The sequence below is a fragment of the Nocardia noduli genome (assembly GCF_019038455.1).
GTDB classification, from domain to species: domain Bacteria; phylum Actinomycetota; class Actinomycetes; order Mycobacteriales; family Mycobacteriaceae; genus Nocardia; species Nocardia noduli.
Window position 1 is genome coordinate 13,862 of the sequence record NZ_JAFMPL010000038.1, and the last position, 11,862, is coordinate 25,723.

At 64.3% G+C, this 11,862-nt stretch carries 9 protein-coding genes; 5 read left to right on the plus strand and 4 right to left on the minus strand.

Annotated elements, in window-relative coordinates:
- The first annotated feature begins 32 nt into the window (after window positions 1–32).
- The 3 genes from JZ792_RS20795 to JZ792_RS20805 all read left to right on the plus strand — a co-directional run bounded on the left by JZ792_RS20795 (window position 33) and on the right by JZ792_RS20805 (window position 931).
- Entirely contained in the window at window positions 33–350 is a 318-nt protein-coding gene (locus JZ792_RS20795; RefSeq protein ID WP_216912440.1) for a hypothetical protein, read from the plus strand.
- Window positions 347–601 (plus strand): hypothetical protein, encoded by a 255-nt coding sequence (locus JZ792_RS20800; protein WP_216912442.1) that lies wholly within the window; start codon window positions 347–349, stop codon window positions 599–601. The genes JZ792_RS20795 and JZ792_RS20800 overlap by 4 nt, the downstream gene beginning before the upstream one ends.
- A gap of 114 nt (window positions 602–715) precedes the next feature.
- A complete protein-coding gene (locus JZ792_RS20805; RefSeq protein ID WP_216912444.1) occupies window positions 716–931 on the plus strand; it encodes a hypothetical protein in 216 nt (71 codons plus the stop codon).
- A gap of 565 nt (window positions 932–1,496) precedes the next feature.
- Here the strand turns inward: JZ792_RS20805 and JZ792_RS20810 are convergent.
- The 4 genes from JZ792_RS20810 to JZ792_RS20825 form a co-directional block, all read right to left on the minus strand.
- Window positions 1,497–5,078 (minus strand): ATP-dependent DNA helicase, encoded by a 3,582-nt coding sequence (locus JZ792_RS20810; RefSeq protein WP_216912446.1) that lies wholly within the window; start codon window positions 5,076–5,078, stop codon window positions 1,497–1,499.
- Between the two features lie 515 nt (window positions 5,079–5,593).
- On the minus strand, window positions 5,594–7,594 hold the full coding sequence (locus JZ792_RS20815) for a hypothetical protein (protein WP_216912447.1): 2,001 nt from the start codon (window positions 7,592–7,594) through the stop codon (window positions 5,594–5,596).
- Between the two features lie 446 nt (window positions 7,595–8,040).
- Window positions 8,041–8,805 carry an IclR family transcriptional regulator gene (locus JZ792_RS20820; protein ID WP_308165378.1) on the minus strand — a complete coding sequence of 255 codons (765 nt, stop codon included), beginning with the start codon at window positions 8,803–8,805 and terminating at the stop codon, window positions 8,041–8,043.
- A 2-nt stretch (window positions 8,806–8,807) separates the two neighbouring features.
- Window positions 8,808–10,295 carry an APC family permease gene (locus JZ792_RS20825; RefSeq protein WP_216912450.1) on the minus strand — a complete coding sequence of 496 codons (1,488 nt, stop codon included), beginning with the start codon at window positions 10,293–10,295 and terminating at the stop codon, window positions 8,808–8,810.
- 320 nt (window positions 10,296–10,615) lie between these two features.
- Between JZ792_RS20825 and JZ792_RS20830 the strand changes: the two genes are divergently transcribed.
- Both JZ792_RS20830 and JZ792_RS20835 read left to right on the plus strand, forming a co-directional pair.
- Window positions 10,616–11,197 carry a MauE/DoxX family redox-associated membrane protein gene (locus JZ792_RS20830; protein ID WP_216912452.1) on the plus strand — a complete coding sequence of 194 codons (582 nt, stop codon included), beginning with the start codon at window positions 10,616–10,618 and terminating at the stop codon, window positions 11,195–11,197.
- 21 nt (window positions 11,198–11,218) lie between these two features.
- Entirely contained in the window at window positions 11,219–11,830 is a 612-nt protein-coding gene (locus JZ792_RS20835) for a thioredoxin domain-containing protein (protein ID WP_216912454.1), read from the plus strand.
- The last annotated feature ends 32 nt before the right edge of the window (window positions 11,831–11,862 follow it).

An 11,862-nucleotide genomic window follows, 5' to 3' on the forward strand; every position in this document is an offset into this window, starting at 1 on the left:
TCCTGGAAGGCAATATGGGCCTCGCCGGGACTATGGACACGATCGAGGAATACGCCCGATTGGCCGGTATCGACCTCCGCGGCGCGAAGATCGAGATCCTGGATGACGCCGATACGATTTCCTACCTCGACTTCCAATGTGCGATAGCCAGGACCGACGCCCAGGGAGTCCAGCTGGGACCGGCAGCCTTTCAAGATCCGGAAACCTTGGTCCGTACGCTGGCACACGAGAATGTGCATGTCCGTCAATACGCGGAAGGCAAGATCAATTCGGTGACACGTGGCCTGGAGGAAGGAGCGTACGCGGCCGAGGACGCGTTCGTCGAGACTTGGCGGAGGAACACACCATGACCGACGAGATCTCACGACTGATCGTCGAGCGTGTCGATGTCCTCCCGAGCCGAGCCGGGTGGATGTTCGTCACCGGTGTGCTCTCGGGCGAGCCGGTCAACATCGGCGACCGGGTCTTCATCCGCAATGGTGAACAGGCGACGGTCGCGACGATCAAATCGATCGAACTGCACAGTCGGCCCGGGATGACGACGATCGTGTTGGATGCCGACCTCCGGTCCATCGTCACCGTGATCCAACGTCAGGAATGACATGGTCTACAAACAGATCGGACCGGAGCAGTTCCTGTTTGTCGAATCCGGCTCGGCGTTGCGAACCGAATCCGGCTCGGTCGGTTCGATTCCGGGTGGGGCAGGTGTGCAGCGGTGACCGACATACAGGAGTGGGAGGGCCAACTCGAGCAGGAACTCGCCGAGATCCGCCGCAGCGGTGACCGACTGGCCGATGCCGTCGCCGCCGTGCGCGGTCGCGGCGAAGGGCGTGGTGTCCTCGTCGAGGTCGACGCCGGAGGCGATATCACCGATACCGCGGACAAACAGCCGAGCGGAGTGTGTCGGCTGGAACATGTACCCCTGGTATGAGAAAGGGCTCGGGGAATTCAAACCGCAAGGACTGGAACCGTATCTTTACGAAGGTGCGGATCTTCTCATCCATGCGATCGCGCGGCTACCGCAGCTACGGGCTGTATTCGTGTTCGGCCGTGTTCCAGAGCGCGGGTGGGACCTCTTCCGGCAGTCTTATCCGAAGACAGCCCGCAGCCTGAAGTACTTCTGGCACCGCAGCACCGGACCCCGGGGATATGTCGGCTCGGTCGAGCAGAAGAACGCATGGCGGCAGGAGCTTTTCAGCGAGATGGTCGAGGCAGAGAAAGTGATCAGGGTGGACGACCGTCTGCTTCGGACTGCGGTCCCAGGGGGATCGGCTGCTGATCCGCCCAGTCCGGTGCTTCGGCCTCGATCCAGACCATCAGCAAGGGGCGTATCAGCAGCGATTTCCGGCGACTCGACCTCGATCGCCCGTCGGATGGGCGCCCCTCGCCGTCGGTGACTTTTCAGCCGTCGGGGCCGAGACAGGACCTCCTCACATCGATCGGCCAACGCTGATTCGGACACGCCATGTCGAATGTACGGTCGCAGTGCCCGGTGACTACCGCCGCTGCCCGGGGGCAGCCTTCTTTGCGGGCGTCTTCTTCGCCGGAATGCCTGATTGATGCGGTACCCCGACCACTTGTCGCGCAAGCTGTCGCCAGGCTGGAACATCGACACCGCCTCGGTCGTCGGTCCATACCAGCGTGCCCGCCGGTCCGCCACCGTCGTGTATCGGAAGCACACCGTTGTCCCGATACCACTGTTTCTTCGCTGCCCAGTTCGATGCGTACCGCCGATTGTCGAGCATGCCCAGGTGTTCCCAGATGATGCGATCCCCCGTGGTGGTTTCGATGGTGAAGTCCGGGTACCGGACTGTTCCGTCGCCTCCGACCATTTCCTGCTCGTATACCCATCGACCTGGTGCCACTGATTCGAGGACGTCGGCGAGTATGACCTCGTTCTTGCTGCGCACCAGCACACCGCTGCTTGTGACGTGGACCAGGTTCGAATCGACCCGATGGCTGGTTCCGGCGACGAGGATCTGCCGCGGAGTCGGCGCCCGGAATAGATCGGTCAGGCGTGTCGCGGTCTCGGATGCGGACGGCCTGGCCGACAAACGCAGATCCTCGACCGCGCCATCATGAAGGATCACCACCCGGTCGGTATGCCGTGTCAGTGCGGTGTATAGCAGCTCCCTCGATACCCGAGTCTTGGACGGCAGGATTAGGAAGGTCATGCCGAACTCTGATCCCTGTGACTTGTGAACGGTCACCGCCCAAGCGAGTTCGAGCGGGGGATCTTCGGACGAGGATGGCCAGTAACTGTAGGTGGAGCCCACCTGCGATGAGTATTCGACTTTGGCCGGGAGGTTCTTCTTCTGGTTGAGCCGCCCGACGACGACACCGATCTCCCCGTTGGCGACGTAGTCGAGACCGCCTTTAGGCCACGCGGGCATCTTGGTGTTGCGGGTGTGCATGACCTTGTCGCCACGCACGATCAGTTCGGGGCCGATCGGTTTGGGAATGTTCCACTTTCGCGTCTTGGCGGCGAATTCTGTATCGCGGGTCCGGAAGGTGCGCTTGAGGTGCCTGTTCAGCTCGACGCTGCCGAACTGACGAGACCGGGTGGGGGTCAACACCTGCCACTCCTCCGATCGTGATCCGGCCCCGTCGTTCCCGGGATCCCAGTTCAGATAGGGGTCATTCCAGACGCCGCCGTAGGTGAGCGCGAACGCGGTCTCCAGGTCGGGATGGGTATCGAAGGCGAGTTCCTCGTGGAGGAGATCGATGAGAGTCCGCTCGGGGCTGCGGCCTGCCCAGTTCACATGGCGGACAGTGCCCAAGTCACGGGAACCGCGCAGTTGTTCCCAGATGGCGTCGTCGTCGGGTCCGAGTTCGTCGCCGCCGAACCATTTCGCCAGCGCGAGATCGGCGCGGCCGAGACCGCCCTGCCGACGGGTCACCTGCAACTCGATGTAACCGGAACCGACGCGTTCCTCCGACGGGAACCGCTCCGGGCGCAGGTGGTTAACGAGGTCGACGAATGGACGGCCGGGTCCGATGGGTGGGAGTTGTCGTGGATCTCCCACCAAGACAAGCCTTTTGATGCTGGAAAAGGAATCCAGGGTCGCGGCCAACATCTCCTCGGTGAGCATGGAAGCTTCATCGATCACCACCAAGTCGGCTCGCTCGCGTGTCGAGGACTCGTCCGTAGTGTGGTACAGCCCGCTACTTCCGTCGTAGCGTCCGGATCGACTCAGATGACTGGCCAGGGTCCGGGCCGGATATTGGACCTTCTGCTGTAGTTGGACCCGCGCTTTTCCGGTAGGAGCGAGCAAGATCGGTGCACTACCCGCGACCCCGGGAAGGGATACCAAAGCTCGCAGCAGCGTGGTCTTTCCGGTGCCTGCCGGCCCGATGAGCACCGAGAGCGGGGATGCGTAGAGCTCTTCGAGTCCCGCCGCCTTCTCACGTCGTGCCGCTTCCTCTTCGAGATCATCGCCTACGGGTTTATCGATGATGTCATCGATGACAGTGCGTGCCTCGACCAGGATACCGAACCGTTTCGATTCCAGCCGCGGGATGATCCAGGCGCGGATCACCTCGGCGACCTCGGCGAGGCGTATCAGCTTGTAGGCGTGAACATCGTCTCCCACGAGGGTGCCGAGTAGCGGCGTCCAGTCCTCACTGTCCGCGAGGGTCCGCGCGTCCAGATTGTGCCCTATCAACACGTCATCGTTGAGCACACACGATGTGGCTACCGGGATATCGGCGGCTCGGGCGATCGCTTCGGTCTGGGGGAGCACTGTGTTTCCCTCTGCCGCCGCACGTTCCAGGACATCGACCAGCAAGGCTTCGATGCGACGCCGATCGATGTGATCGTCCATCCGTGCCTGCTCGGGCAGTGGAGGGGACCACGATACGTGCTCCGGCGGGAAACAGGTGCGGTCGATCGTCGTGAATGGAATGTGTCTCGGATCGGTGTACGTGCAGATCGCCGCGTAGTACGGATCGGCGAGGAACTCCTCGAGTGTCAGCGCGACATCGGTATCACCACTCACGATCATCGAGACCTGTTCGGCGGCGATGTCGAACGCCGACAGCGCGCGCAGTGCTTCGCGCCGAATCTGTGGCAGCTTCGTCCAGACCTTGCCGATCGACGGCCCGATCGCAGAACGCACGATCTCGGGAAATGCGGCTGGGTCGGCGAATCCGGCTTCGAGAAAATCCCACGGATTGCCGTCTTCGGGGATGTTCGACAGCACCTGACGTGCTACCCCGTGGGCGGATCGCACGTCCAAGTGCGCCAGTACGGACCCAAGTCCAGGAGTGGGGCCACGCAACTGCCATAGACGGCTCAGCTGGGCGTCTATCCATTGCGCCGCATGGGAGGGCACTTCTATGCCCAGAGCGGTCATCCCTCGGGCCGCGGCGGACAGACTGAGCAGCGACTCGATCGCGGCGTCGTCGGACACGTGCTCGGTCACATACGAGAACTCGACATCCCGGCCCTCCGGTGCCCACGCCAACGCGGCGTCGACATCCACGCCGGTGTCCAGCAATCCGACGAGCTGTTGGTACGGAAGCAGGATCCCGTCTTGCATGTCCGGTCTCAGGCTGTGACCGACCGCGGTTTCCCACATCGAGGAATCGAACGGTGGATTGCCGCGCTGTCGCCACATATCGGGCAGTGAAATACTCGTGACGCGAGCAGCGCCGACAAGAAGTCTGCGGGTACTGCTTTCCTGGAACGGAGAGTGTTTGAGATAGGCGAAGACCAGCGATTCACCGGTGGACACCGGCTCGAAGAAGGAGCGGATGATCGCCTGCTGATTTTGCCCATCCATGACCCAGCTCGGCGTGAACCCGAGGAGTGCCCCGATCCGATCCTCCGCGTCAGGGGTGTAGTCGGTGCGCCACTGCGGCCAGATATCGCCTTCGAAGGTGTCCCGGTTCAGCCAGCGGAACGGGATCGACTCGAATGCGTAGCCCGGCATGGCGACAGGTGTCGGCTCGAGAGCGCCGTTCAACTTCTTGTTCGACGCGTAGGGGTGCGTTTTGGTCACGGTGTAGCCGTGGCCGGACATGAATGTTGCCCGTTCGTTCAGGCACGGCAACTGCTCCGCGATCAGGTTTTCCATCGGTGCGCCGGCGTTTGCACTCTCGTACTCGTCGAGTCGGCTATCCCCGATGTTCTTCAACAAGATGCATGACGAATTGTCCAGCGGGCGATCACACAGCTGTCCGTCCCATGCCCGATCTCGCCACGGAACACGCATCGACAGGTGTTGGATCGGTGCCATTCACACACTGTGCCATGAAGATTGCGGCCATACCGAGACTTCGCGGACGAGTAGCGGATGTTCGGCCGGGCCCCAACGCGTCAGTGCGGGGCATCCCATCGCGAACTCTTCGACATCGTGGACGGCCCTGCCCGCGACGAGGTCCAGCTCAAACGAGTGGTCGGAGTGTGCGGTCATCGGTGACATCGTTCGACACCTTCCGCAACTGCTCGTCGCCCCAGTGGCAGGATGGAGTACTGGGAACTTCCCTCGAGAATCCGCTTTAGACCGACTTCCTGTGCCGCGACCACTTTTCCCCTTCGTCGCAACGTATTGCTGACACCGCTGTGTCACGACGTCGACCGCTCGGGTGGCTACTCGAACACGACGCCCTGTTCGGTGGCTGCCGCGACGATGAGGCCGGTCACGGCGGTAAGCAATGTGTTCGATTCCGGTGCACGCCCCGCTACCGGCATCGGCGCGCCGCGTTCGAGTATGCGGATATCGAGCGCTTGGGCTCGGCGTGCGACGGATCCGGTGCCGGACAACGCGTAGGCTTCGACCCATTCGGCGTGCGGTTGCTCCACGATCCGGCTCTCCACGAGTTCGGTGAGGCGGCTGGTGACCGCGGCCATGAAGTTGTCGATCAGGAGCTGGCGTTCATCGGCGGTCGGCCGGGGACCCAGCCATCGCTGCGGATTCTGGACCACATTCCATACCTGTTCGTTCAGGGATTCGCGGAGTTCGGCGACCGGCTTGAGATTGTCGTATTCGTTGTTGTCCCATCGGTTGGCCACCCGGCGGGCAAGTGCCTTGATGCGACTACCGTGCTCTGGAAATATCGAGGTGTCAGGTTTGAGTTTGAGCAACGCCCGCCACTTGTCCCGGAAATCGATGACTGCCCTGGCGATTCCTTCGACCAGTTCGTCCTTGCGGTAGACAGGGCGGGCCTTGCCTGCCGAGTTGACGGTCTCCGGGTGCGCGATCAGGTCGAGCAACTGGTTGAGTTCATCGATGGTGCGGCGACCCGCGTTGGTTGTCGACTTGAGCTGTTTGTGGATGCCGCCGACGAAGAATGCGCCATGTTCCAGCCGTGATTGCAGGACACGCTCAGCCGATTCCAGTGCCGGATTCACCTGACGGCCTTCGATACGGAGTTGGCTCAGAACGTTGTGCAGTGACTGGCGGACGTGTTCTTCGCGTTCGGTGAAGCTGTCGAGATTGTCGCCTTTCACCTGGTCGAAATGGGTGAACAGAAAATGTAGCTTGGCCGAGTGGCCGGATATTGCAACACTTTTCAGGGCGGCGGCTGCTGCGGCTTGCATGGGTTGTTGGGCGTTGTCGACCAGCAGTACCGCGTCGACGTTGTCGAGTTGGCGGGCGATCCGGGTCGACAGCGGCGAAGCATGAGATTTCGCGTGACCGAGTCCTTCGCCGTCGATGAGAACAAGTCGCGGCGGAACTTGCGTCCATTTAGGAACGAACGGCCCGCTGACGCGGACCGCGCTCACCAACGGTGTCAGCAGGCGGCCGAAGAGTTTGGCGTTGTTGCCGGTGAAACGGGTTACCGTGGTGAGGAATTCGGCGCGGTCGGAGCTCTGCACGGTCCAGAGGATCGGCCATCCGCGGAAATCATGTCGCAATTCACCGCTGTCGAGCGCGGCGAACCGCTTCATCAGTTCGTCGAGCAGTGCGTCAACGATCTGCTGGTAGCGCGGGTTGCGTGGCAGATCCGAATCCGCGTTGCGTTCGACGTGCTTTGCGACATCATCGGCCGCGACCCGGAATCCGGTTTCGATCGCGTACTCCTCTGTCATCAGTCGAACGGACCGCACGGCGACTTCCAGCACCTGAACGGTTGCGGCTGCGTCTATCGCGCCGAAGTCTTCTGGGTCGAGGTCGTCGTCCTCCTCGTCCTCGTCGTCATCGATGACATCGTCGGCGGATACGGCGTCGATTCGGCCCAGTGCGTAGCTGAACCGGAAACGCTGGTTCACGTGATCGAGCAGTTTGCGACCGACGACTGCGTCGTCTTTGCCCGCAAAGGCGGCCAGGGCCGCCTCGATGACGTTTTCCTGCAGGTGTCCTTCGATGACATCACGCGGAGCGAAGGTCACTGCGGCGCGGAAGAGGGATTCATCGCTGACGACGACCTCCATATCGGCGACCGTCGTCTTCGCTGTCGAGGTCGAGGGGAACTTCTCGGTGCGGGGGTTGGTGCCGAGCAATTGGCGGACGACGGTGGTCTTGCCCGCACCCGTCGTACCGAGCAACAGAACCTTGCGGTAGCCCTGGGCTCTACTCGGGAGCGGGATGAACTGCTCACGCAAGGCCAGCGAATCGATTTTGGAAAGGTCCACGCCCCCGTTGCCCATGTAACTATCACCTATCTCGATGGTGCGGTTCGCCGGATCTGCGAGCCAGCGAAACTCTAGCGACGAACACTACTGAATCACGGACCCCGATGATTGTTCTGGGTTTGTATCGAGTAGTTGTGGGTAAAGAAGAGTTCCCGTCGGCGGCGCGCGTCAGCCGCTTCCTTGCGGAAGTTCGCTCACTCGGTCGAGGGGCACGGAGGCGATGGTGGCGCAGCAATCGCAGGTCGTCGGCGGTCAGTATGAAGCTGATCAGTCAGGTCGCGCGGGGGCATAGGCCAGGCATCCGGGGGCTAGATCGCCATCTGGGCCGTCCATCGCGGTGAAGCTCACTCGGCGCGACCTCGACGCCGATCTGCAGTGGACGCAGCGGTTCATTCGTGAGGCCAAGTTGACGGCGCGTCTGGTTCATCCAGGTTTGCGTCGGCCGCAAGATCAGCCACTACTCACAGCAGCCCGTTCAACTCCGCCGCCCCGTGCCGAAGAAACTCCACCAACTCCGCGTTATCCGCCGATACCCTCCCGACAGTCCCCTGCACACACAGCCCACCGATCACCTCGGCCCCCCTCTCCCGCACCGGCACCGCCAGCGCCGCCCGCCCGATCCGAGATTCCTCTCTCTCGAACGACATCTCGGTGGCCAGAATGTCCGCCAACTGTGCCCGCAACGCCAACGGGTCCACCACCGTGTGCGCGGTCAGCGCCCGTAACTGGATCCGTCGCAACGCCCGCGGCCGATACGCGAGCAACAGCTTCCCGACGGCGTGCGCGTGCGGGTTCCGGGTGATCGTGGACGCGGGCACGACTTCGTGATCCGGGTCGGTGTCGACCAGCCGGAGCATCCCGCTGCGAAACGACGCGACGTACACGTTGTGTCGGGTGGCGGCTCGCAAACCTTCCAGCACGTCGGCGACGGTACGCACCGGCTCCGAGGACGCGGCGGCGTAGGCGAGTTCGGAGGTCCGCCTGCCGAGCGCGAATCCCGAGAGGTCCGGTGTCCGGACGAGAAATCCGTCGGCGACGAGCAGGTTCAGCATCCGATACGCGGTGGCGGGCGGTACCTGGGTGTACGCGGAGATCTGTTTGGCGGTCGCTCCCGCGCCCAGGTGCGCGACTGCTTCGAGCATCGCGAGCGCCTTCTGCACCGCTTTGGGCTGCTGTCCGCCGAACCCCGGCCCGTCGCGGCGGTGGGGGTGTTGTTCGGTTACCACGGTCAGCGTCCGGGAGGTGTCAGTACGGTTCTGCCGCCCGCGTCTATTCGCAGTGAAGCGGCGCCGGGGAGTAGATCCTCGGTTTCGACACTGTCGAAGACTCCGATGGCGTCGATACTTCGGGGGCGGTAGCGGCGGAGTACGGCGAACCAGACGATGCCGGAGACGCCGAGGGCGGCGCACCACGCGAGGTACAGCCAGGCTCCCGAGCGGGTGGCGTCGGCGGCGGCGAACAGCAGGAGGCCGCTGCCCGCGACGGCGGCGGCGACGCCGGTGATCCGGGTCGCGGTGGTGTGCTCGCCGATTCGGTGCAGGAAGCGGAGGGCGGCGAAAGCCACGAGGGTGTAGCCGAGGAGCAGGGTGATCTCGACGACCGCGTCGTAGACGCCGGGTGCGTGGCCGGGGGTGTGCCACAGGGTTCCGAGGAAGGAGGCGCCGACGAACAGGCCGACCGCGGCGTAGGGGGTGCGCCATCGTGGGTGCACCTTCTCGAAGAGTGACGGGATGACGCGTTCGAGGCTCATCGAGTACAGCAGTCGTGAACCCGCCTGGGCGAAACCGAGTGTCGACGCGATCCACGACGAGCAGACCCCGATATTGACGAGCAGGACCAGTGCCGGACTCGCGCCGGAGGCGGTGCCGCCGAAGTAGGCGTTGACCAGGGTTCCGGCGTGGCCGCTCATACCGGCCCAGCCTGCGATGATGTACAGCGTGCCCGCGAGCAGCGGTGTGATCAGGACGGTCCTGGTGACGGTGCGCAGTGGCCGTCGCGCTTCGGGGCCGAAGAAGGCGGCACTCTCGAATCCGGCGAGGTTGAGCACGGTCTGCATCGCCACGAACACCAGCAGTCCGAACGGGGCCGGGTCGACGGTCAGGTCCGCGGCGACGGGTTCGGGTGCGCGCAGGAGCATCGCGAGAATCAGTGCGACGGTGCCGACTTCGATCACCAGGATCAGCCTGGTGGCGAACAGCACACCGCGGATCGCGACCAGCGCGACGGCCACCCCGATTCCCGCGCACAGGAGTATCCCGGCTCCGGGGATATCGGGGTTTCCCACCAGTTCGGCGAGATCCGCACCGGCGTAGGACAACACGGAGACCGAAACCCCCAGGTAGCCGACGAGCAGCGCGGCCCCGGCGGTGAGGGTGGCGCGTTTACCGAGGCCGTGGGCGACGAAGCTGTAGAGCGAACCGGAGGCGGCCAGCCGTACGGTGAACTGGCGGATGCACAGCGCGACGAGTGCCATGACCAGCGTCGCGCCGATGATCGCGCAGAGTCCGGCCACGCCGCGCGATCCGGCCGAGGACATCCACAGCGCGGTGAACACCATGCAGGTCGCGGGCGCCATCGTCGACATCGACTGACCGGCCAGGTCGAACGGGGTCAGTTGCCGTCGCCCGAGTGCGCGCAGCGGCGAGTACACCGGAACCTCGGGGGGATCCGCGACGGCCGCGTGCTGCAGCGCGGCACGTAGGGCGCTGGTGTTCATGGGCCTCCTGACGGGGTCGATCTGCCGGGGAATCGCAATCTAGGTGAGCCGGATTGCGTGGATGTTTCCCAGGTGACGGGTACGCGCTCGCCAAGTGGGAATCGCCCGGGAAAATCGCCGGGTGGTTGCCCGGGATTGTGAGCCGGATCATTTCGGCATGGTTCGCGCCCGGCCTGACCAGTGCCGATGGTGACGCGGTGAATTCCACTCGGTGACGCCGATCGGTTAACCCGGGTGAAGCAGATCCGTCGCACGGCCCTCGCATGCTCGTCCTCACCGCCCGATGACCGAGCGGTTCGCGGAGGGAGGTGAGTGTGCCGATGTTGTCTGCTGCTCTGTCGAGTGGGATCGGTGCGGTCCTGGTGCTGGCGGGGGTTCCGAAAGTCGGGGACCGCGCCCGGATGACGCGCGCCGTCCGCGGATACCGACTGCTGCCGGATTCGTTCGCCCCCGTCGTCGGGGCGGGGCTGCCGTGGCTGGAGATCGTGCTCGGTGTCGCCCTCGTCCTCGGTGTCGCCCCGCGGATCACCGGGGCGGTCGCGGCGGCGCTGTTCGCGGCCTTCTTCGTCGCGTTGACGGTGAACCTGGTGCGCGGCCGCCGCGATCTCGACTGCGGATGTTTCGCCTTCGGCGCGGGCGCCGAGGAGATCGCGCATATCGGCTGGTGGCACGCGTCGCGGGCCGCGGCGTTGGCGATCGCCGCCGCGGTGGTCGCCGGGTCACCCGCGCTGTCCGGTGTCGAGCGTGCCGCGGGCGCCGGGATCGGGATCTTCGTGGTCGCGGTGGTCGCCGTCGGGGTCTACGCCCGGTCGGTGATGTCACTCGGACGCAGGCCGGTCGACGACTACCTCTCGGCCGCCGCCGTCGAACTCCGGGCCGTCTCTTCTCTCAGCCGCTACTGACAACTCGAAAGGGTCTGTGCCATGACCGTTTTCCTGCTCACCATGGTCCTGCTGCTCACCGCGGCCGCCGGGGGAATGCTGTTGATGATCCTCGGACTCGCGCGCGAGATCGGCCGGGTGCAGGTGCGCCTCGGGCCGCTGGGCGCGCGGATGATGGACACCGGGCCGAAGGTCGAGCAGATCGGCCCGACCTTCCACGGGCTGTCCGACCATCTCGGCCGCGCCGTCAGCGTCGGCGGGCACCGCGAGCGTCCCCAGCTGCTGCTGTTCACCGCGCCGGGGTGTTCCACGTGCAAGTCGCTGCTTCCGGGCATGAAGGCCATGGCCAAGGGCGAGGGCGATATCGACATCGTCGTGATCTCCGACGGCACCGAGCAGGAGCACGCGGCGTTCCTCGCGGGCGCGGGCATCGGCGCGGAACTCAGTTACGTCGACGGGCGCGATGTCGGCATCGCCTACCAGGTCGGCACCACACCGTTCGGCGTGATGCTCGACGAACACGGCAAGGTCAGGGCCAAGGGCCTGTGCAATCACATGGCACAGGTCGAAAGTCTGCTCAACGCAATGGAATCCGGCACTCCGTCGCTCCAGCACCTGCACACCCGCGCGGCCGCCGAACGCGGCGCGGCGTGAATACCACCCCCACGAATTCCGGAACGGAGCGC

Bases quoted from the DNA above. Each gene is read 5' to 3' on its own strand.
- JZ792_RS20825 (WP_216912450.1), bottom strand. From the start codon at position 10,295: ATGAACACCAGCGCCCTACGTGCCGCGCTGCAGCACGCGGCCGTCGCG.
- JZ792_RS20800 (WP_216912442.1), top strand. From the start codon at position 347: ATGACCGACGAGATCTCACGACTGATCGTCGAGCGTGTCGATGTCCTC.
- JZ792_RS20835 (WP_216912454.1), top strand. From the start codon at position 11,219: ATGACCGTTTTCCTGCTCACCATGGTCCTGCTGCTCACCGCGGCCGCC.
- JZ792_RS20815 (WP_216912447.1), bottom strand. From the start codon at position 7,594: ATGGGCAACGGGGGCGTGGACCTTTCCAAAATCGATTCGCTGGCCTTG.
- JZ792_RS20795 (WP_216912440.1), top strand. From the start codon at position 33: ATGGACACGATCGAGGAATACGCCCGATTGGCCGGTATCGACCTCCGC.
- JZ792_RS20830 (WP_216912452.1), top strand. From the start codon at position 10,616: ATGTTGTCTGCTGCTCTGTCGAGTGGGATCGGTGCGGTCCTGGTGCTG.
- JZ792_RS20810 (WP_216912446.1), bottom strand. From the start codon at position 5,078: ATGGAAAACCTGATCGCGGAGCAGTTGCCGTGCCTGAACGAACGGGCA.